This window comes from Escherichia sp. KTE172, from assembly GCF_000408845.1.
GTDB lineage: Bacteria > Pseudomonadota > Gammaproteobacteria > Enterobacterales > Enterobacteriaceae > Escherichia > Escherichia coli.
Genome location: NZ_KE137316.1, coordinates 2,384,190 through 2,406,023 on the forward strand (window position 1 = coordinate 2,384,190; position 21,834 = coordinate 2,406,023).

The 21,834-nt window shown below is 50.7% G+C and carries 19 protein-coding genes and 2 tRNA genes; 5 read left to right on the top strand and 16 right to left on the bottom strand.

What is annotated here, in order from left to right; genetic code table 11:
* Positions 1 to 107: 107 nt before the first annotated feature.
* The 4 genes from infB to G434_RS12475 form a co-directional block, all read right to left on the bottom strand.
* Positions 108 to 2,780, bottom strand: a complete 2,673-nt coding sequence (infB, locus tag G434_RS12490; protein ID WP_000133044.1) for a translation initiation factor IF-2 — start codon at positions 2,778 to 2,780, stop codon at positions 108 to 110.
* Positions 2,781 to 2,804: 24 nt separating this feature from the next.
* On the bottom strand, positions 2,805 to 4,292 hold the full coding sequence (nusA, locus tag G434_RS12485; RefSeq protein ID WP_001031055.1) for a transcription termination factor NusA: 1,488 nt from the start codon (positions 4,290 to 4,292) through the stop codon (positions 2,805 to 2,807).
* Between the two features lie 27 nt (positions 4,293 to 4,319).
* Entirely contained in the window at positions 4,320 to 4,772 is a 453-nt protein-coding gene (gene rimP / locus G434_RS12480) for a ribosome maturation factor RimP (protein WP_001300397.1), read from the bottom strand.
* Positions 4,773 to 4,978: 206 nt separating this feature from the next.
* Positions 4,979 to 5,055, bottom strand: a tRNA-Met gene (locus tag G434_RS12475).
* Positions 5,056 to 5,402: 347 nt separating this feature from the next.
* On the opposite strand from G434_RS12475, the gene argG reads away from it, so the two are divergent.
* Positions 5,403 to 6,746, top strand: a complete 1,344-nt coding sequence (gene argG, locus G434_RS12470) for an argininosuccinate synthase (RefSeq protein ID WP_000207680.1) — start codon at positions 5,403 to 5,405, stop codon at positions 6,744 to 6,746.
* 7 nt (positions 6,747 to 6,753) lie between these two features.
* Here the strand turns inward: argG and G434_RS12465 are convergent, their stop codons facing one another.
* The 7 genes from G434_RS12465 to rlmE all read right to left on the bottom strand — a co-directional run bounded on the left by G434_RS12465 (position 6,754) and on the right by rlmE (position 14,430).
* Positions 6,754 to 8,379 carry a phosphoethanolamine transferase family protein gene (locus G434_RS12465; protein WP_001309786.1) on the bottom strand — a complete coding sequence of 542 codons (1,626 nt, stop codon included), beginning with the start codon at positions 8,377 to 8,379 and terminating at the stop codon, positions 6,754 to 6,756.
* Positions 8,380 to 8,837: 458 nt separating this feature from the next.
* Positions 8,838 to 8,924: transfer RNA gene (locus G434_RS12460), tRNA-Leu, on the bottom strand.
* 14 nt (positions 8,925 to 8,938) lie between these two features.
* Complete coding sequence (secG, locus tag G434_RS12455) at positions 8,939 to 9,271, bottom strand: preprotein translocase subunit SecG (RefSeq protein WP_001295556.1); 333 nt, start codon at positions 9,269 to 9,271, stop codon at positions 8,939 to 8,941.
* A 227-nt stretch (positions 9,272 to 9,498) separates the two neighbouring features.
* Positions 9,499 to 10,836, bottom strand: coding sequence for a phosphoglucosamine mutase (glmM, locus tag G434_RS12450; protein ID WP_000071137.1), 1,338 nt, complete (start codon positions 10,834 to 10,836; stop codon positions 9,499 to 9,501).
* The gene (gene folP, locus G434_RS12445) at positions 10,829 to 11,677 is read right to left on the bottom strand and encodes a dihydropteroate synthase (protein ID WP_000764731.1); all 849 of its coding nucleotides are present in this window, start codon (positions 11,675 to 11,677) and stop codon (positions 10,829 to 10,831) included. The genes glmM and folP overlap by 8 nt, the downstream gene beginning before the upstream one ends.
* Before the next feature lie 89 nt (positions 11,678 to 11,766).
* Positions 11,767 to 13,701, bottom strand: coding sequence for an ATP-dependent zinc metalloprotease FtsH (ftsH, locus tag G434_RS12440; RefSeq protein WP_001107467.1), 1,935 nt, complete (start codon positions 13,699 to 13,701; stop codon positions 11,767 to 11,769).
* A 99-nt stretch (positions 13,702 to 13,800) separates the two neighbouring features.
* Positions 13,801 to 14,430, bottom strand: a complete 630-nt coding sequence (gene rlmE, locus G434_RS12435; RefSeq protein ID WP_000145975.1) for a 23S rRNA (uridine(2552)-2'-O)-methyltransferase RlmE — start codon at positions 14,428 to 14,430, stop codon at positions 13,801 to 13,803.
* A 125-nt stretch (positions 14,431 to 14,555) separates the two neighbouring features.
* Between rlmE and yhbY the strand changes: the two genes are divergently transcribed.
* Positions 14,556 to 14,849, top strand: a complete 294-nt coding sequence (yhbY, locus tag G434_RS12430; protein WP_001054420.1) for a ribosome assembly RNA-binding protein YhbY — start codon at positions 14,556 to 14,558, stop codon at positions 14,847 to 14,849.
* A gap of 155 nt (positions 14,850 to 15,004) precedes the next feature.
* Here yhbY and greA read toward each other — a convergent pair whose 3' ends face one another.
* A complete protein-coding gene (greA, locus tag G434_RS12425) occupies positions 15,005 to 15,481 on the bottom strand; it encodes a transcription elongation factor GreA (protein WP_001148001.1) in 477 nt (158 codons plus the stop codon).
* 247 nt (positions 15,482 to 15,728) lie between these two features.
* Between greA and dacB the strand changes: the two genes are divergently transcribed.
* Entirely contained in the window at positions 15,729 to 17,162 is a 1,434-nt protein-coding gene (gene dacB / locus G434_RS12420) for a serine-type D-Ala-D-Ala carboxypeptidase (RefSeq protein WP_016239091.1), read from the top strand.
* A 39-nt stretch (positions 17,163 to 17,201) separates the two neighbouring features.
* On the opposite strand, the gene cgtA is transcribed toward dacB, so the two are convergent.
* From cgtA to rplU, 4 genes are all read right to left on the bottom strand, one after another.
* Positions 17,202 to 18,374, bottom strand: coding sequence for an Obg family GTPase CgtA (cgtA, locus tag G434_RS12415; RefSeq protein WP_000673561.1), 1,173 nt, complete (start codon positions 18,372 to 18,374; stop codon positions 17,202 to 17,204).
* Between the two features lie 15 nt (positions 18,375 to 18,389).
* Positions 18,390 to 19,355 carry a DMT family transporter gene (locus G434_RS12410; protein WP_000813037.1) on the bottom strand — a complete coding sequence of 322 codons (966 nt, stop codon included), beginning with the start codon at positions 19,353 to 19,355 and terminating at the stop codon, positions 18,390 to 18,392.
* Between the two features lie 126 nt (positions 19,356 to 19,481).
* A complete protein-coding gene (gene rpmA, locus G434_RS12405; protein WP_000940595.1) occupies positions 19,482 to 19,739 on the bottom strand; it encodes a 50S ribosomal protein L27 in 258 nt (85 codons plus the stop codon).
* A 20-nt stretch (positions 19,740 to 19,759) separates the two neighbouring features.
* Complete coding sequence (gene rplU / locus G434_RS12400) at positions 19,760 to 20,071, bottom strand: 50S ribosomal protein L21 (protein WP_000271401.1); 312 nt, start codon at positions 20,069 to 20,071, stop codon at positions 19,760 to 19,762.
* 258 nt (positions 20,072 to 20,329) lie between these two features.
* Between rplU and ispB the strand changes: the two genes are divergently transcribed.
* Both ispB and sfsB read left to right on the top strand, forming a co-directional pair.
* Positions 20,330 to 21,301 carry an octaprenyl diphosphate synthase gene (ispB, locus tag G434_RS12395; RefSeq protein WP_001047336.1) on the top strand — a complete coding sequence of 324 codons (972 nt, stop codon included), beginning with the start codon at positions 20,330 to 20,332 and terminating at the stop codon, positions 21,299 to 21,301.
* Between the two features lie 226 nt (positions 21,302 to 21,527).
* The gene (gene sfsB, locus G434_RS12390; RefSeq protein WP_000445406.1) at positions 21,528 to 21,806 is read left to right on the top strand and encodes a DNA-binding transcriptional regulator SfsB; all 279 of its coding nucleotides are present in this window, start codon (positions 21,528 to 21,530) and stop codon (positions 21,804 to 21,806) included.
* Positions 21,807 to 21,834 lie beyond the last annotated feature (28 nt).

The window sequence follows — 21,834 nt, forward strand, 5'->3', positions numbered from 1 at the left end:
CAGGTGGAAAGGGCTGTGTAGGCCTGATAAGACGCGCGAGCGTCGCATCAGGCAACGGCTGCCGGATGCGGCGTAAAAGCCTTATCCGGCCTACAACCCAGACAACCTTAAGCGATGGTACGTTGGATTTCGATGATTTCGAATACTTCGATCACATCGCCAGTGCGGACGTCGTTGTAGTTCTTAACGCCGATACCACATTCCATACCGTTACGGACTTCGTTAACGTCATCTTTGAAGCGGCGCAGGGACTCCAGCTCGCCTTCGTAGATAACCACGTTGTCGCGCAGAACGCGGATCGGGTTGTGACGTTTAACCACACCTTCGGTAACCATACAACCTGCGATGGCACCAAATTTCGGTGATTTGAATACGTCACGAACTTCCGCCAGACCGATAATCTGTTGTTTCAGTTCCGGAGACAGCATACCGCTCATTGCCGCTTTCACTTCGTCGATCAGGTTATAGATGACGGAGTAGTAACGCAGATCCAAGCTTTCCGCTTCAATCACTTTACGTGCAGAGGCATCAGCACGTACGTTGAAGCCAACCAGGATGGCGTTGGACGCCGCAGCCAGGGTAGCGTCGGTTTCGGTGATACCACCTACGCCAGAACCGATGATCTTCACTTTAACTTCGTCAGTAGACAGTTTCAGCAAGGAGTCGGAGATAGCTTCCACAGAACCCTGTACGTCTGCCTTAAGGACGATATTCACTTCGTGAACTTCGCCTTCGGTCATGTTGGCGAACATGTTCTCGAGTTTAGATTTCTGCTGACGCGCCAGTTTAACTTCGCGGAATTTACCCTGACGATAGAGTGCAACTTCACGCGCTTTCTTCTCGTCACGTACAACGGTAACTTCATCACCCGCAGCCGGAACGCCGGACAGGCCGAGGATTTCCACCGGAATGGACGGACCCGCTTCCAGCACTTCCTGACCCAGTTCGTTACGCATCGCACGAACACGACCGTATTCGAAGCCACACAGAACGATATCGCCCTTGTGCAGAGTACCTTCACGTACCAGAACGGTAGCAACCGGACCACGACCTTTATCGAGGAAGGATTCGATAACCGCACCGCTCGCCATGCCTTTACGTACCGCTTTCAGTTCCAGAACTTCCGCCTGCAGCAGGATAGCGTCCAGCAGCTCATCGATACCAGTACCCGCTTTCGCAGACACATGTACGAACTGGCTTTCACCGCCCCACTCTTCCGGCAAGATGCCGTACTGGGAGAGTTCGTTCTTAACGCGATCCGGATCGGCTTCTGGTTTATCGATCTTGTTCACTGCAACGACCACCGGAACCTGCGCCGCTTTCGCGTGCTGGATTGCTTCGATGGTCTGCGGCATTACGCCGTCGTCGGCAGCAACAACCAGGACTACGATGTCCGTTGCCTGCGCACCACGAGCACGCATTGAAGTAAACGCGGCGTGCCCCGGGGTGTCCAGGAAGGTGATCATGCCGTTTTCAGTTTCAACGTGGTATGCACCAATGTGCTGGGTAATACCGCCCGCTTCGCCAGAGGCCACTTTCGTTGAACGAATGTAGTCCAGCAGAGAGGTTTTACCGTGGTCAACGTGACCCATGATGGTCACAACCGGCGCGCGCGGTTCAGCCGCTGCACCCGTGTCACGGTCGCTCATTACCGCTTCTTCCAGCTCGTTTTCACGACGCAGGATAACTTTGTGGCCCATCTCTTCAGCAACCAGCTGTGCGGTTTCCTGATCGATAACCTGGTTGATGGTTGCCATTGCGCCCAGTTTCATCATCGCTTTGATGACCTGAGAGCCTTTAACCGCCATCTTGTTCGCCAGTTCGCCAACGGTGATGGTTTCGCCGATCACAACGTCACGGTTAACGGCCTGAGCAGGCTTCTGGAAGCCTTGCTGCAGCGAAGAACCTTTACGTTTTCCGCCCTTACCGCCACGTACTGCTGCGCGTGCTTCTTCACGATCAGCTTTTGATTCAGCGTGTTTGTTGCCTTTCTTCGGACGCGCAGCTTTCGCGTTACGACCACGGCCACGGCCGCCTTCGACTTCACGATCGCTTTCGTCTTCTGCCTGGCGAGCATGTTGAGAAGTAGTGACGTGATAATCGCTGGAATCTTCAGTCGGTTCCGCGTTATCAGTCCATTTGTTTTCTTCCGCCATACGACGTGCTTCTTCAGCAACGCGACGTGCTTCTTCTTCGAGTTTACGACGCGCTTCTTCTTCGGCTTTACGCTTGAGCTCTGCAGCTTCCTGCTCACGGCGGGCTTTTTCAGCCTGGGCGTTTTTAGTCATATCGTCTTGTTGATTGCTCACTTTGTCTTTTTCCGCAGCTTCACGTTTCGCTTGTTCAGCAGCTTCACGCTTAGCTTGTTCTGCGGCCTCACGTTCAGCTTTTTGTTGCGCCTCGCGTTTAGCCGATTCTTCTGCCTCACGACGGGCTTGCTCTTCCGCTTCACGCTGCGCTTGCTCTTCCGCAGCAAGGCGTTCAGCCTCTTGCGGATCGCGTTTCACAAAGGTGCGTTTCTTGCGGACTTCGATTTGTACCGATTTGCTTTTTCCACCGGTACCAGGAATGTTAAGGGTGCTGCGTGTTTTACGTTGCAGCGTCAATTTGTCCGGGCCTGAATTTTTCTGATTCAGGTGGTCAATCAAAGTCTGTTTCTCTTGTGCGGACACAGAGTCGTCAGCAGACTTCCGGATACCTGCATCAGCAAATTGCTGTACCAGGCGTTCCACGGAGGTCTGTCGCTCTGCGGCCAGCGTTTTAATCGTTACATCTGTCATGCTGTTCCTTCCTGCTACAGTTTATTACGCTTCGTCACCGAACCAGCAAATATTACGGGCAGCCATAATCAGTGCTCCGGCTTTTTCGTCGGTCAACCCTTCGATATCAGCCAGATCATCAATGCCCTGTTCGGCGAGATCTTCCAGCGTACAAACGCCACGGGCGGCCAGTTTGAATGCCAAATCACGATCTATCCCTTCAAGGTTCAGCAGATCGTCAGCCGGTTTGTTATCACCGAGGCTTTCTTCCTGGGCCTGTGCAATGGTGGCCAGTGCATTTTTAGCACGCTCGCGCAGTGCTTCAACGGTCGGCTCATCAAGGCCTTCGATTTCCAACAGCTCTTTCATCGGCACATAGGCCAGTTCTTCCAGCGTCGAGAAGCCTTCTTCTACCAGAACAGTCGCGAAGTCTTCGTCGATGTCGAGATATTTGGTGAAGGTGTCGATCGCTGCGTGCGCTTCCGCCTGATGCTTAGCCTGCAGGTCGTCAACGGTCATCACGTTGAGTTCCCAACCGCTCAGCTGCGAAGCCAGACGCACGTTCTGACCATTACGGCCAATCGCCTGCGCCAGGTTACCGGCTTCAACGGCGATATCCATGGTGTGTTTATCTTCATCCACCACGATAGAAGCAACGTCTGCCGGTGCCATTGCGTTAATCACGAACTGCGCCGGGTTATCATCCCACAGGACGATATCGATACGCTCGCCGCCCAGTTCAGTAGAAACCGCCTGAACACGCGCGCCACGCATACCTACGCAAGCACCTACCGGATCGATACGTTTATCGTTGGTTTTCACCGCGATTTTCGCACGAGAACCCGGATCGCGAGCCGCTGCTTTAATTTCAATCACTTCTTCGCCGATTTCCGGCACTTCAATACGGAACAGTTCGATCAGCATTTCCGGCTTGGAACGAGTGACGAACAGTTGCGCGCCACGCGCTTCCGGGCGAACGGAATAGAGCACGCCACGAACACGGTCGCCAGGGCGGAAGTTTTCACGCGGCAGCATATCTTCGCGCAGGATCACGGCTTCAGCGTTGTTGCCAAGATCCAGAGAGATGTTGTCGCGGTTTACTTTTTTCACCACGCCGGTGATGATTTCACCTTCGTGTTCACGGAACTGATCAACCACCATCGCACGTTCGGCTTCACGCACTTTCTGCACGATAACCTGTTTTGCCGTCTGGGTGGTGATACGGTCAAAGGTAACAGACTCAATCTGATCTTCAACGTAATCGCCCAGGTTCAGGCTTTCATCTTCATAACGTGCGGCTTCAAGGGTGATTTCCTTGGTCGGCTGGGTGACTTCATCAACAACTAACCAGCGACGGAAGGTGTCAAAATCACCGCTTTTGCGATCGATCTGTACGCGGACGTCGATCTCTTGTTCATATTTTTTCTTTGTTGCTGTCGCCAGCGCGCTTTCCAATGCTTCGAAAATCTTCTCGCGAGGTAGCGCCTTTTCATTGGATACGGCTTCAACTACAGCCAAAATTTCTTTGTTCATCGCGGGCTTTTCACCTCATCCAGACTATTAAAAGTGGGGAACCAGGTTCGCCTTCTGGATATTACTCAGCGCGAACACTTCATCTTTACCTTCGACGGTAACTGTGATCATTTCACCGTCTACCGCTTTGATAACGCCCTGCCATTTACGACGGTTTTGTACCGCCATGCGGAGAACCAGAGTCACCTCTTCTCCGACGAAACGGGCGTAGTGTTCAGCCGTGAACAGTGGGCGATCGAGACCCGGTGAGGAGACTTCCAGGTTATAAGCAACGGTGATGGGATCTTCAACATCCAGCACAGCACTTACCTGGTGGCTCACATCAGCACAATCATCAACATTGATGCCATCTTCACTATCAATATAGATGCGCAGTGTGGATGTGCGACCGCGAATAAATTCGATGCCAACCAGTTCAAAACCCAGGGCCTCAACTGGCGCAGTAATCATCTCTGTTAATTTTTGCTCTAATGTGGACAAGCCCACCCCCAAGACATAAAAAAAGGGCCTAAAGCCCAGTTATTCTGTAGTCAGATAACAAAAAACCCCGATAAATCGGGGCTTTATATAACTGAACCCTATAACCGCAACTGCGGTCTGGAGCACTTTCCAGAAGGATTTTTTCAAATCCCACTACGAAGGCCGAAGTCTTCACAGTATATTTGAAAAAGGACTCTAAGGGAAAGTGGTTGCGGGGGCCGGATTTGAACCGACGACCTTCGGGTTATGAGCCCGACGAGCTACCAGGCTGCTCCACCCCGCGCCTGAAACGTGGCAAATTCTACTCGTTTTGGGTAAAAAATGCAAATACTGCTGGGATTTGGTGTACCGAGACGGGACGTAAAATCTGCAGGCATTATAGTGATCCACGCCACATTTTGTCAACGTTTATTGCTAATCACGTGAATGAATATCCAGTTCACTTTCATTTGTTGAATACTTTTGCCTTCTCCTGCTCTCCCTTAAGCGCATTATTTTACAAAAAACACACTAAACTCTTCCTGTCTCCGATAAAAGATGATTAAATGAAAACTCATTTATTTTGCATAAAAATTCAGTGAGAGCGGAAATCCAGGCTCATCATCAGTTAATTAAGCAGGGTGTTATTTTATGACGACGATTCTCAAGCATCTCCCGGTAGGTCAACGTATTGGTATCGCTTTTTCCGGCGGTCTGGACACCAGTGCCGCACTGCTGTGGATGCGACAAAAGGGAGCTGTTCCTTATGCATATACTGCAAATCTGGGCCAGCCAGACGAAGAGGATTATGATGCGATCCCTCGTCGTGCCATGGAATACGGCGCGGAGAACGCACGTCTGATCGACTGCCGCAAACAACTGGTGGCCGAAGGTATTGCCGCTATTCAGTGTGGCGCATTTCATAACACCACTGGCGGCCTGACCTATTTCAACACGACGCCGCTGGGCCGCGCCGTGACTGGCACCATGCTGGTTGCTGCTATGAAAGAAGATGGCGTGAATATCTGGGGTGACGGCAGCACCTATAAAGGAAACGATATCGAACGTTTCTATCGTTACGGTCTGCTGACCAATGCTGAACTGCAGATTTACAAACCGTGGCTTGATACTGACTTTATTGATGAACTGGGCGGTCGTCATGAAATGTCTGAATTTATGATTGCCTGCGGTTTCGACTACAAAATGTCTGTCGAAAAAGCCTACTCCACGGACTCCAATATGCTTGGTGCAACGCATGAAGCGAAGGATCTGGAATACCTCAACTCCAGCGTCAAAATCGTCAACCCGATTATGGGCGTGAAGTTCTGGGATGAGAGCGTGAAGATCCCGGCAGAAGAAGTCACAGTACGCTTTGAGCAAGGTCATCCGGTGGCGCTGAACGGTAAAACCTTTAGCGACGACGTAGAAATGATGCTGGAAGCTAACCGCATCGGCGGTCGTCACGGCCTGGGCATGAGCGACCAGATTGAAAACCGTATCATCGAAGCGAAAAGCCGTGGTATTTACGAGGCTCCGGGAATGGCGCTGCTGCACATTGCGTATGAACGTCTGCTTACTGGTATTCACAACGAAGACACCATTGAGCAGTATCATGCACATGGTCGTCAGTTGGGCCGTCTGCTGTACCAGGGGCGTTGGTTTGATTCCCAGGCGCTGATGCTGCGTGACTCTCTGCAACGCTGGGTTGCCAGCCAGATCACTGGTGAGGTTACCCTGGAGCTGCGCCGTGGGAACGATTATTCGATCCTGAATACCGTCTCAGAGAACCTGACCTACAAGCCAGAGCGTCTGACGATGGAAAAAGGTGACTCGGTGTTCTCGCCAGATGATCGTATTGGTCAATTGACCATGCGTAACCTGGATATCACCGATACCCGCGAGAAACTTTTCGGTTATGCCAAAACTGGCCTGCTCTCCTCCTCTGCCGCTTCGGGCGTGCCGCAGGTGGAGAATCTGGAAAATAAAGGCCAGTAATTCGACATCAACCCTGCCCTTCAGGGGTGGGGTTACCTTGCTTATCCTCAGTAAACTCCTTTCTTAGCATCACAAAATCGAAAACATCATGGTTTGCATCTACAACCCGTGAGTCTCCTTTATAGTGTGCAATCACTTCCTCCAGCGTTTGCGGCTGTTCCGGCTTTGTTACCCCCATCCACGCATTAATAAGGTAATTATTGTACGCAGTGGAAAAGATATCGTTTTCCGTTGTACGATCAACGCCATCCCCAAGAACGGGGCTATACCAGATAAACATCGGGACATGATATGCCTGCTGGCTGGCCTCCCTGCCTCCATGAAAATAGACGTTCTTCTTCGTAGGGTCGCGTTCCAGGCCGTGATCGGCAAAATACATGACCGAGGCGCGACGATCTTTTAATAATTCAAAAACCTGACCTAGCAAACTATCTGTGTAATGAATGGAGTTGTCATAGCAGGCATCCTGATCGTCCTGCGGTTGAAACACGGCGCTGGATTGCGGATAGGCGCTACAAGCCGGTTCATGGCTTCCATTTAAATGAAGAACAATCAGTTTCTTTTGCTGCGTCTTTTGCTGTAACGCTTGCGATAAATGCGGCAACAACAATTCATCAAATCCTCTGACATAGACTGTTTCCATGGCGCGCATGGCGATACTGGTAACTGCTGTACCATTCTGCCGAAAAGCGGATTGCGAGCTTAGCCAGAAAGTCTGAAATCCTGCTTGATTAGCCATATTAATAATGTTGTCGGGGTAATTATGAATGTCATGACTCAAAACGGAATCAGCAGTTAAAGAAAGGGGAACCGACAGCGCAGTGTAAGGTGCACCGCTTATTGCTTGATTAAACAGTTTGATCTGTTTTCTTTGTGCTTCGACTTGCGGTGTCGTAGAGCGTGTATATCCATACAAAGACATATTGTCGACGCGTACGGACTCCCCCACAATCAACACGTAGGTATCAATACCTGTATCCCTGACTGATAATTGAAAATACGGCACCGTGTTTGCAATTGAGAGTAATCTTTGATGCTCTTTCGCTGCTAAAGCAAAATAATTGAGATTGAAAAACGGTGTATAGGTAGCAAATCGCGACGCTAGTATATATGGACTGAACGCTTTTTTATTTTTTGCATCTTTATAAGCAAATTGACAAGCGGAAAATAAACTGCCCGAAATGACAATCAGCAATAATATTCCTGTCACTTTTTTCGTCGGCAAGGAAACATCATATTTTATTATTACTGCCAAAAAAAGAAGGGATAAAAAGGCAAAAGCACATAGATAAGGGATATACATCCCCAGCATTTTGACAACTTCATCCGGATCACTCTGCAGCACACTAATCGCAAATCCATCATTGAAAGTTGTACCAAAGGTACACCATGAATAGAGGCTAATACTCATGTCTGCCGCAGTCAGTAACACAAATGGTGCGGCAACAAGCAGGCGAAGCGGAAGGGATGATATACGTTTAACAACCAGGATGGTCAGGACGAAGAACAGCAATCGCTGAACCATATGCGCTCCGGAAGAAGCGACTAAGTTCGTAATACCAAAAAGAATAACACAAAGATACAACAACCAATGAGATTTAAAACTTCTAGCAAATTTGTTGAATACTGTCATCCAGAAATCCAAGTTCACAACCAATATAAACAATCATCAACAATGTTCAATTTTATATCAGACATGTTTTTCAACTCTGATCCATATCAGAACGAAACACTGTTAGTTTTTTCTTTTTAAATGATGCGGCCATTGCGTTCTCAGTAATTAAATAACATTATCAATGCGTCTCTAAACATTACGCAGAACGTAGCCATCAGTAGTTATACTGACAGGAGCAGGATGGTTTATCGAGAAGTAAACATATCCGTATTCGTACCGGAACTGGAGTTGACACAATAAAGTGCCAATTATGTCAGCAGAAGGGAAAAGTTTATAACTAAGGCGTACCGGCACCATCGTTTCAAAGTACCAGCTACGAGTAAAGCAACTGGACGAGATACAGATACCTGACAACCATTCCTCAGACCAGGACCAAAACGAAAAAAGACGCTTTTCAGCGTCTCTTTTCTGGAATTTGGTACCGAGGACGGGACTTGAACCCGTAAGCCCTATTGGGCACTACCACCTCAAGGTAGCGTGTCTACCAATTCCACCACCTCGGCACGGATACTACTTTTTAGTTCGGGATATCGCTGGTCGGCTTAGCCGGAGCAGCTGGCTGAGTTTGTTCGGTTTTCGCCGGCGCACTCAGGTTTTCCCATTCGCTACCTTTATTGGTTTTGTTGCTATTGATGTTACCCAACACCAGACTGATGATGAAGAATAACGTTGCCAGCAGCGCCGTCATGCGGGTCATGAAGTTACCAGAACCACTTGAACCAAACAGCGTAGCGGAAGCGCCTGCTCCGAAGGAGGCTCCCATATCAGCGCCTTTACCTTGCTGCAGCATGATCAGACCAACAAGGCCAATTGCCACAATAAGGAAAACTACTAAAAGAGCTTCGTACATAATCAACCTGTTCCTTGCGGAGTTGCCGCGTACCAATGCTTCAACCAATAAAGCGGGAGTTTTTAATCTTTCCCACTGAAGCGGGTGTGAATACTAACCAAAGCGAATGACCTTCGCAAGGGCAATTTTATCGCATTGTATCAACTGCGGAAAAAAACAGCAAAACTGATGTGTTCGCTGAGAAAAAAGGCGACAACCGCCGCCTTTTTAGCCAGTTATCTCACGCTTTAAACGGCTTTTACTGCATCGGCGATGCGGTGTGCAAATTCAGTCACCTGTGCTTCGTCTTCGCCTTCCACCATCACGCGAATTAACGGTTCGGTGCCGGATTTACGCAACAGCACACGTCCACGGCTACCCAGCGCCGCTTCAACTTCTGCGGTCACAGCTTTGACTGATTCATGCTCCAGCGGATCGCCGCTACCTGCGGTGTAACGCACGTTAACCAGAATCTGCGGGAACATTTTCATGCCGCTGCAAAGATCGTGCAGGCTCATATGGTTACGCGCCATCGCCGCCAGCACCTGCAAGCCAGCAACGATACCGTCACCGGTAGTGGTTTTATCCAGCAGGATCACATGACCGGAGTTCTCTGCACCGATACGCCAGCCTTTCTCCTGCATTTTTTCCAGTACGTAGCGGTCACCCACTTTCGCGCGCGCAAATGGAATACCTAACTGTTTCAGCGCCAGTTCCAGCCCCATGTTGCTCATCAATGTGCCCACAGCGCCACCACGCAGCTGGCCCTGACGAAGACCTTCACGCGCGATGATATACATGATCTGATCGCCATCGACTTTATTGCCTTCATGGTCAACCATAATCACGCGATCGCCGTCGCCGTCGAAGGCAATACCGAGATCCGCTTTTTCAGCCAGCACTCGCGCCTGAAGCGCGCGAACGTCGGTAGCCCCCACTTCGGCATTGATGTTCACACCGTTCGGCTCACAACCGATAGCGATAACATTCGCCCCTAGTTCGCGCAGCACGTTCGGCGCGATGTGATAAGTCGCACCATTTGCACAATCCACCACAATCTTCAGTTCACTGAGGCTAAGTTCGTTCGGGAACGTGGCTTTGCAAAACTCGATATAGCGACCCGCAGCATCAACGATACGGCTGGCTTTACCCAGTTCTGCCGAATCAACACAGCTGATCTCTTTTTCCATTTCCGCTTCGATGGCCTCTTCTACTGCATCCGGTAGTTTGGTGCCGTCGATAGAGAAAAATTTAATGCCGTTATCGTAGAACGGGTTATGCGATGCAGATATCACAATTCCGGCCTCTGCGCGGAAGGTACGCGTCAGATAAGCCACGGCCGGTGTTGGCATCGGGCCAGTGAAGAGCGCGGAAAGGCCCGCAGCCGCCAGACCCGCTTCCAGTGCTGACTCCAGCATATAGCCAGAAATACGCGTGTCTTTACCAATAATGATCTTACGGGAGCCGTGGCGCGCCAGCACTTTACCCGCGGCCCAACCCAGCTTAAGCACAAAATCAGGGGTGATCGGCGCATCCCCTACACGACCACGAATCCCATCGGTACCGAAATATTTACGATTACTCATAGCGTTTGTTTTCCTTTGCAGACAGAGTGGCTTCCACCACCCGCATCGCTTCTACGGTTTCTTTGACGTCATGAACACGAATGATATGCGCGCCTTGCATAGCGGCAATGACCGCACAAGCCAGACTACCGCTCAGACGCTCAGATGGCCCCACGTTCAGCAATTGCCCAATCATCGATTTTCGTGACATACCCACCAACAGCGGCAGGTTGAAATGGTGAAATTCAGCCAGGCGCGCCAGTAATGAATAGTTATGGGAGAGATTTTTACCGAAACCGAATCCGGGGTCGAGCAACAATTTCTCTTTTGCGATACCCGCCTGCTCGCAACGTGCTATTTGCTCAATAAAATAGCGATTCACTTCCGCAAAGACATCGTCATACTTCGGGGCTTCCTGCATGGTCTTTGGATTTCCCTGCATATGCATCAGGCAAACCGGCAAACCGGTTTCTGCAGCAGCCTCCAGAGCGCCTGGTTCGGAAAGGGAGCGAATATCGTTAATAATGTGAGCGCCAACTTTCGCTGACTCACGGATGACTTCTGGTTTGGATGTATCTACCGAGATCCAGACTTCGAAGCGTTGAGCAATTGCCTCAACCACAGGAATAACACGTTGCAACTCTTCTTCAACGCTAACTTCCGCCGCCCCCGGGCGTGTGGACTCGCCACCAACGTCAATGATCGTCGCGCCAGCGTTGATCATCAGATTCGCATGTTTCACCGCATCTATCAGCGAGTTATGCGTGCCGCCATCCGAAAAGGAATCAGGCGTGACGTTGAGGATCCCCATTACGTGAGGATGGCTAAGGTCCAGTGAAGTGCCCTGGGCAAAGAGTTTCATGGTGTTATCCCTGGTATAAATTGATAAGAAAAAACCCCGGAGCACGCCCCGGGGTTTTCGGTACAAATACAGTCATCTGATGCGGGAACTTACTTGTCGCCTAACTGCTCTGACATGGTGTTACCCGGGTTCGGCGTACGCGGTTCATCAACCGGACGTGGAGCCTTTGGACTACCATTGTCGCCAGAATTGTTAGAAGCGCCTGGTTCTTCCCAGCCCGCTGGCGGACGTACATCGCGACGTGCCATCAGGTCATCAATCTGCGGTGCGTCGATAGTCTCATATTTCATGAGAGCATCTTTCATCGCATGCAGAATATCCATATTGTCGGTCAGAAGCTGACGCGCACGATTATAGTTACGCTCAATCAGTGCTTTCACTTCCTGGTCGATGATACGTGCAGTTTCATCGGACATATGTTTCGCTTTCGCTACGCTACGGCCGAGGAACACTTCACCTTCTTCTTCCGCGTACAGCAGTGGACCCAATTTCTCAGAGAAGCCCCACTGAGTCACCATGTTACGTGCCAGGTTGGTCGCAACTTTAATATCGTTGGACGCACCGGTAGAAACATGTTCCGGCCCGTAAATGATCTCTTCTGCCAGACGACCACCGTACAGCGTAGAAATCTGGCTTTCCAGTTTCTGACGGCTGGCGCTGATTGCGTCACCCTCAGGCAAGAAGAAAGTCACACCCAGCGCACGACCGCGTGGGATAATCGTCACTTTGTGCACCGGATCGTGTTCCGGCACCAGGCGACCGATAATCGCGTGACCCGCTTCGTGGTAAGCCGTCGATTCTTTCTGCGCTTCCGTCATCACCATGGAGCGACGTTCCGCACCCATCATGATTTTGTCTTTCGCTTTCTCGAACTCAACCATCGACACAACGCGTTTGTTGCCACGAGCAGCGAACAGTGCCGCTTCGTTCACCAGGTTCGCCAGGTCAGCACCGGAGAAACCAGGAGTACCACGGGCAATGATTGCCGCGTCGATATCGGGTGCCAATGGTACGCGACGCATGTGAACTTTCAGGATCTGCTCACGACCGCGAACATCTGGCAAACCAACCACAACCTGACGGTCGAAACGGCCAGGACGCAGCAGCGCCGGGTCGAGAACGTCCGGACGGTTAGTCGCGGCGATAACGATGATACCTTCGTTACCTTCGAAGCCATCCATCTCAACCAGCATCTGGTTCAGAGTCTGTTCACGTTCATCGTGACCACCGCCCAGGCCTGCGCCACGCTGGCGGCCTACGGCGTCGATTTCATCGATAAAGATGATACACGGTGCCGCTTTCTTCGCCTGTTCGAACATGTCACGAACACGGGATGCACCCACACCGACGAACATTTCGACGAAGTCAGAACCGGAGATAGTAAAGAACGGAACTTTCGCTTCGCCTGCAATCGCTTTCGCCAGCAGCGTTTTACCGGTACCCGGAGGACCGACCATCAGGACGCCTTTCGGGATCTTACCGCCGAGTTTCTGGAAGCGGCTCGGCTCGCGCAGATACTCAACCAGTTCAGCAACTTCTTCTTTTGCTTCGTCGCAGCCCGCAACGTCAGCAAAGGTCGTTTTGATCTGATCTTCCGTCAGCATGCGCGCTTTGCTCTTACCAAACGACATGGCACCTTTGCCACCGCCGCCCTGCATTTGACGCATGAAGAAGATCCAGACACCAATCAGCAACAGCATCGGGAACCAGGAGATGAAGATAGAAGCCAGCAGGCTTGGTTCTTCAGGCGGTTCACCGACAACCTTGACGTTCTTGGTCAACAGGTTATCCAGTAATTTCGGATCCTGAACCGGAATGTAAGTGGTATAACGGTTACTATCTTTCTTGGTAACGTTGATTTCACGTCCGTTGATACGCGCTTCACGAACCTGGTCGTTATTGACCTCTTGTAGGAAGGTAGAGTAATCCACCTTACGGCCATTAGACTCGCTGGGCCCAAAGCTCTGGAATACTGACATCAGCACAACGGCAATGACCAGCCAGAGTATTAGGTTTTTCGCCATGTCACTCAAGGGATTAACCTCTTATTACAACTGTGTTAAAAACAGCGTCAGGATACTCTATATCCAGCATCTTTCAAACTTTCGTCTGAAATCTCCCGGTTAGGGTTTACGCCCGGTCGCTACAATATACACTTCCCGCGAACGTGCACGAGAAGAGTCCGGCTTACGAACTTTGACCTTCGTAAACAGGGAGCGAATTTCCCTTAGATACTCATCGAAACCTTCGCCCTGGAACACCTTCACTACAAAACTGCCACCTGGCGCTAATACATCACGACACATTTCTAGCGCCAGTTCCACCAGATACATGGCACGGGGGATATCCACCGCCGGTGTTCCGCTCATGTTTGGTGCCATATCGGACATGACAACCTGGACTTTGCTGTCGCCAACGCGCTCCAGCAGTGCTTTCATCACCAGTTCATCACGAAAATCGCCCTGAAGAAAGTCCACACCAACGATAGGATCCATAGGTAAAAGATCGCAAGCGATGATGCGGCCTTTGCCGCCAATTTGGGTGACCACATATTGTGACCAACCACCCGGAGCAGCACCAAGGTCGACAACCGTCATTCCCGGTTTAAAGAGTTTGTCACTTTGCTGTATTTCATCAAGTTTAAACCAGGCACGGGAACGTAACCCCTTTTTCTGTGCCTGTTGAACATATTTATCGCTAAAGTGTTCCTGAAGCCAGCGGCTGGAGCTGGCAGAACGCTTCTTACCTGTCATTTAACTTTCCCATGGGGATAACTCATCGTAACCAATTGCGTAAATTTTTACGCGCCTATTTGGTGATATATGGGAGATGGCGGTAGAATGACCCGTTTTCAATCCCAACGTAAGCAAAAAATACGATGAATCTGAGTACTAAACAAAAACAGCACCTGAAAGGTCTGGCACATCCGCTCAAGCCAGTTGTTCTGCTTGGCAGTAATGGTTTGACCGAAGGGGTGCTGGCCGAGATTGAACAAGCGTTAGAGCACCATGAACTCATCAAGGTGAAAATCGCCACCGAAGATCGCGAAACTAAAACCTTGATCGTGGAAGCTATCGTGCGCGAAACCGGCGCCTGTAATGTACAGGTCATCGGTAAAACGCTGGTGCTTTATCGCCCAACTAAAGAACGTAAAATCTCGCTGCCACGCTAAGATTATCCTAAAGTTACACACATTTGCTGTGTAAAACGAGGGGTTTTCCGCAGGCAGGAGAGCAAAATGCCACGCTCTGTTCGTTGATAAAAGGCCGCATAGCGGCCTTTTTCCTTTCTTTACAATACATCAACATCTTGAGTATTGGGTAATTCTTACAGGTATTCCACCTTAATTACTTCAAATTCTACTTCGCCGCCCGGCGTTTTGATGACCACAACATCATCTTCTTCTTTGCCGATCAGGCCACGAGCAATAGGTGAGTTTACAGAAATCAGGTTTTGTTTAAAGTCAGCTTCGTCATCGCCAACGATGCGATAAGTCTGTTCTTCGTCAGAATCGAGATTCAGCACCGTTACGGTAGCACCAAAAATAACGCGCCCATTGTTGGGCATTTTGGTGACATCAATCACCTGCGCGTTCGACAGCTTGGCTTCGATGTCTTTGATACGGCCTTCGCAGAAGCCCTGCTGTTCACGAGCTGCGTGGTATTCGGCGTTTTCTTTCAGGTCGCCATGCTCACGCGCTTCCGCGATAGCAGCAATGATTTCAGGACGGCGCACAGATTTCAGAAAATCCAGCTCTTCGCGTAATTTTTCAGCGCCGCGTAAGGTCATCGGAATAGCTTGCATTTGTTATACCTCTTGAATATTCCTGATGGGGCAAGTCTTCACCCACCCCGGCTGTTCGGCCTGCCCGGCATAACTCCTCACCGGGACCAGAAGCAAAAAAATACCGACCCGGGTACAAGTCCCAGGTCAGCTACAATTCACATTTTGATAGTCATTTTACCCTGAAGTTCCCGAAGGGTCATCGTTTACTTTATAGGGCGTTGCGCCGTAGTATGACGGCTCGATTCCAGGTTGTTAGCGCGAGATTATGCGATTTTCCAGATTTATCATCGGATTGACCAGCTGTATAGCGTTCAGTGTTCAGGCCGCGAATGTTGATGAGTACGTTACTCAACTCCCCGCTGGTGCCAACCTTGCCCTGATGGTGCAAAAAGTCGGCGCGTCGGCCCCCGCTATTGATTACCACAGTCAGCAGATGGCGCTGCCCGCCAGTACCCAGAAAGTGATTACTGCGCTGGCGGCGTTGATTCAACTCGGCCCCGATTTTCGTTTCACCACGACGCTTGAAACCAAAGGCAATGTGGAAAACGGCGTACTTAAGGGTGACTTAGTGGCGCGATTTGGTGCCGATCCGACGTTAAAACGTCAGGATATTCGCAATATGGTCGCGACTTTGAAAAAATCTGGCGTCAACAAAATCGATGGCAATGTGTTGATAGATACCTCCATTTTCGCCAGCCACGATAAAGCCCCCGGCTGGCCATGGAATGACATGACACAATGCTTTAGCGCTCCGCCTGCCGCCGCCTTAGTTGACCGCAACTGTTTCTCCGTCTCGCTCTACAGTGCCCAAAAACCCGGTGATATGGCTTTTATACGCGTGGCATCTTATTACCCCGTTACGATGTTCAGCCAGGTACGCACCCTCCCCCGTGGGTCTGCCGAAGCGCAATATTGCGAGCTGGATGTGGTGCCAGGCGACCTGAACCGCTTTACGCTGACCGGATGCCTGCCACAACGTTCTGAGCCGCTCCCGTTGGCTTTTGCCGTGCAGGATGGTGCCAGCTATGCTGGGGCAATTCTGAAAGATGAGTTAAAACAGGCAGGTATCACCTGGAGCGGAACACTGCTGCGTCAGACGCAGGTTAACGAACCTGGAACGGTAGTTGCCAGTAAACAGTCGGCCCCGTTGCACGATCTGCTTAAGATTATGCTGAAAAAGTCAGACAACATGATCGCCGATACGGTTTTCCGCATGATAGGCCATGCACGCTTCAATGTGCCTGGAACATGGCGGGCCGGGTCGGACGCCGTGCGTCAGATCCTGCGCCAGCAAGCTGGTGTCGATATTGGTAACACCATTATTGCCGATGGTTCAGGGCTTTCGCGGCATAACCTGATTGCCCCCGCCACCATGATGCAGGTGCTGCAATACATAGCCCAACACGACAATGAACTTAACTTTATCTCTATGCTGCCGCTGGCGGGCTATGACGGCTCTTTGCAGTACCGTGCAGGTCTGCATCAGGCGGGCGTGGATGGAAAAGTCTCAGCGAAAACCGGTTCGTTGCAGGGGGTATATAACCTGGCGGGATTCATTACCACAGCGAGCGGGCAACGAATGGCGTTTGTGCAATATCTTTCTGGCTATGCAGTAGAACCGGCGGATCAGCGTAATCGCCGTATTCCGTTGGTACGTTTTGAAAGCCGTTTGTATAAAGATATTTATCAGAACAATTAGTCAATAAGAAACCCCGGCACATGGCCGGGGTTTTGCTGATTAACGCTTGTAAATGAACTCAACGCCTTCTTCGTCGTCTTCGTCCCAGTCGTCATCCCAGTCTTCATCATCCTCTTCAGCAATCTCTTCAAGCTGCTGACGGTGATAATCATCCCACATGAATTCGACTTTCTCTGGCTGTTTCGCTTCTTCAGCCTGCACGACCGGGTTTTCAATGATAAAGGTCATCACATCCCAGCAGAGATCTTTCACGCCCAGTCCGCTCGCCGCAGAGATCAGATAATATTTATCTTCCCAACCCAGCGCCTCAGCGATCGCTTTCGCTTTCTCTTCGGCTTCTGCCTTATCCAGCAGGTCGATCTTGTTGAAGACTAACCAACGCGGTTTCGCTGCCAGATCCTGGCTGTATTTTTCCAGCTCGCTGATAATAATACGCGCGTTTTCAACCGGATCGGTGCCGTCAATCGGATCGATATCGATGAGGTGCAACAGGACGCGGCAACGTTCCAGGTGCTTCAGGAAGCGAATGCCCAGACCTGCGCCTTCCGCAGCGCCTTCAATCAGTCCTGGAATATCGGCAACAACGAAGCTCTTTTCGTTGTCCATTCGTACCACACCCAGACTTGGCACCAGAGTGGTAAACGGATAATCCGCCACTTTCGGTTTAGCCGCCGATACCGCGCGAATAAAGGTCGATTTACCCGCGTTTGGCATCCCCAACATACCGACGTCAGCCAGCAGCATCAGCTCCAGCAGCAGCTCACGCTTATCGCCCGGCGTACCGTTAGTTTTCTGCCGTGGTGTACGGTTAACTGACGATTTGAAACGGGTATTGCCCAGACCGTGCCAGCCGCCCTTAGCAACCAGCAGACGCTGACCGTGTTTGGTCATATCGCCCATGGTTTCACCAGTACCCTGGTCGATTACACGCGTACCTACCGGCACTTTAATCGTGACGTCTTTACCGCGCTTACCGGTACAGTCGCGGCTTGCGCCGTTCTGACCACGCTCTGCACGGAAAGATTTTTCAAAACGATAATCTATAAGCGTGTTCAGGTTCTCGTCGGCTTCCATCCATACGTCACCACCATCACCGCCATCGCCGCCATCCGGGCCGCCTTTCGGAATATACTTTTCGCGGCGGAAGCTCACGCAACCATTACCGCCATCACCTGCAACGACCAGAATCGATGCTTCATCAACAAACTTCATTTTATTCTCCGTAAATCATTCGCCTGCGCGCGGTTGCGATACCACCGTTGTATGCTTACGTAATCCGCCCCAAATACGATGACCAATGGCGGAATACATCGCGCCCGCAACCACGACAAACGCACCGAGATAACCTAAAAGGTTTAACATCGGTCTGGCGAAGAAATCGGGCCAGGCCAGTGATAAAAGATCTGAAAAAAACAGCGTAAACAGTGGGGTGAGCGTGATGATCGCGCTCACCTGCGCTGCCTGCCAGCGAGCCATCGCTTCCGCCAGGGCGCCATATCCTACCAATGTATTCAGTCCGCAAAAAATTAAACATGCGAGCTGCCAGTGGCTAAGCTGCGCTATCACTCCAGGCTTTGCCAGAGGGAAGAGCGCAATTGTACATAAAGTGTACAGTAAAAACAGGATCTGCGGTGAGGCCAGCCGACGCAATAAAACCTTTTGCGCCACGCCATAACTCACCCAAACCGTCGCCGCACCGACCCCAAAGATAACTCCCCAGGTGTAATCGGTGAGCTTTGTAAATATCTCGACCAGACTGGTGTTAAAAAACATCACCAGACCGCTCAGGAGCATCAATGCCCCTACAACCTGAGTGCTGCGCATTTTCTCTTTCAGGATAAATACGCTGGCAACCATCATGCCAACTGGCGAGAGTTGCCCAATCACCTGCGAAGCGGTCGGACTCAGGTATTGCAAGGATGAGCTGAACAGGATGAAGTTCCCAAACAGCCCGGCGGTCGCCACTGCCAACAAAATCAACCAGCGTGGCTTACGAAACACGCGTAATGGCGGCAACCTCTTCTTCACCGCAAGAATGGCACCAAGGCCAATACTCGCCATCAAGAAACGGTAAAACACGATTGTCGGAGGTTCCATCACCTCCAGCACCTGCTTCATTGCGATTGGCAACGCCCCCCAGCAAATTGCTGTGGTGAGCGCCAAAAGAATGCCAATGCCTGCCTGCTGCTTCATACCGTATTCCCTGCAAAGCGCATTTGCGAATTAACGTCGCACCATGCGCATTTTTACCGGTTATCGAATGTAAAAAGCCCCGCAACGTGTTGCGGGGCTTTCATCCGTTACCGGGACGCGAAAAACTTATTCAGCTTCGATGCTGATAAATTTACGGTTTTTCGGGCCTTTAACTTCGAATTTCACTTTACCGTCTGCTTTAGCAAACAGAGTGTGGTCACGACCGCAACCTACGTTAGCGCCAGCGTGGAATTTGGTACCACGTTGACGAACGATGATGCTACCCGCCAGAACGGATTCGCCACCGAAACGCTTAACGCCCAGGCGTTTAGCTTCTGAATCGCGACCGTTACGTGTGGAGCCGCCAGCCTTTTTATGTGCCATTTGAAATCTCTCCTCAGGTCTTAGGCGCTGATGCCAGTAATTTTCACATCAGTGAACCACTGACGATGGCCCTGCTGCTTACGATAGTGTTTACGACGACGAAACTTAACGATTTTAACTTTCTCGCCACGACCGTGAGCAACAACTTCAGCTTTGATTACGCCGCCATCAACGAAAGGAACGCCGATTTTGACTTCTTCACCGTTTGCGATCATCAGCACTTCAGCGAACTCAACAGTTTCGCCAGTTGCGATGTCCAGCTTTTCCAGGCGAACGGTCTGACCTTCGCTTACTCGGTGTTGTTTACCACCACTTTGGAAAACCGCGTACATATAAAACTCCGCTTCCGCGCACACCTTTTCAATGATTCAGAGTGCGCTATAAATATTCACAATAGGGCGCGAATATTACGCAAAACGCACGCCTTTGACAAGTGCTACAGTCAATACACGAAGAAAAAAAACACAACTTGTACGGTAACGTTTATCTGTGCCATTTTTTCAGTACAATCACCCTATATTCCTAACCATAAACCCTAACTTGCCTTTGTTCACAGTAAGGTAATCGGGGCGAAAAGCCCGGCTTTTGCGATGAATTTAGAAAAAATCAATGAGTTAACCGCGCAAGATATGGCGGGTGTTAATGCGGCAATCCTTGAGCAGCTTAATTCCGACGTCCAACTGATCAATCAGTTAGGCTATTACATCGTCAGCGGCGGCGGTAAACGTATTCGCCCGATGATTGCTGTACTGGCTGCACGAGCTGTTGGCTATGAGGGAAATGCGCATGTCACCATTGCTGCCCTGATCGAGTTTATCCACACGGCGACTCTGCTGCACGACGACGTTGTGGATGAATCAGATATGCGCAGGGGTAAAGCTACCGCCAACGCCGCATTTGGCAATGCCGCCAGCGTGCTGGTAGGCGATTTTATTTATACCCGCGCGTTCCAGATGATGACCAGCCTCGGCTCGCTCAAAGTGCTGGAAGTCATGTCAGAAGCCGTAAACGTCATCGCAGAAGGTGAAGTTCTGCAACTGATGAACGTTAACGATCCGGACATCACTGAAGAAAACTACATGCGCGTTATCTATAGCAAAACCGCGCGTCTGTTTGAGGCTGCCGCGCAGTGTTCCGGGATTCTGGCTGGCTGTACGCCGGAGGAGGAGAAAGGCCTGCAGGATTATGGGCGCTATCTCGGCACTGCTTTCCAGTTGATCGACGATTTACTCGATTACAATGCCGATGGCGAACAGTTAGGTAAAAACGTCGGCGACGATCTGAACGAAGGTAAACCGACGCTGCCGCTGCTGCATGCAATGCATCATGGCACACCAGAACAGGCACAGATGATTCGTACCGCCATCGAACAGGGTAACGGTCGCCATCTTCTGGAACCGGTTCTGGAAGCAATGAACGCTTGTGGATCTCTTGAATGGACGCGTCAGCGTGCCGAGGAAGAAGCAGACAAAGCCATCGCAGCGTTACAGGTGCTCCCGGACACCCCGTGGCGAGAAGCACTCATCGGCCTCGCGCACATCGCTGTTCAACGCGATCGTTAATCCCCTCCCCTCATCCCGCGCAGCGCGCGGGATGATTCCAGTAAATTCCATAAAAACACTTATTCAGCTCTATAACACCTGAAAATAGGGCTGTACATCTTTATATATTCTGAATATTCACACTCTTTACAGGAACTTTTTAGAGCAATAGGCCATCAGGAGTATAGTGATGCTCGACAGAAGAAGTGTTCTGAATGAAAGCGACTAACTTAAGGAGTGAGGAAAGATGGAAAGTAATTTCATTGACTGGCATCCCGCTGACATCATTGCGGGTTTGCGCAAGAAGGGAACGTCAATGGCGGCGGAATCTCGCAGAAATGGTTTGAGTTCCTCAACGCTGGCGAACGCATTATCGCGCCCCTGGCCGAAAGGAGAGATGATTATTGCGAAAGCCCTGGGAACTGACCCCTGGATTATCTGGCCATCTCGCTACCATGATCCGCTGACCCATGAGTTTATCGACAGAACGCAGTTGATACGTAGCTACACTAAACCGAAAAAATGAGTGGTCTGGCGGTAGCCCCGCGAACGGG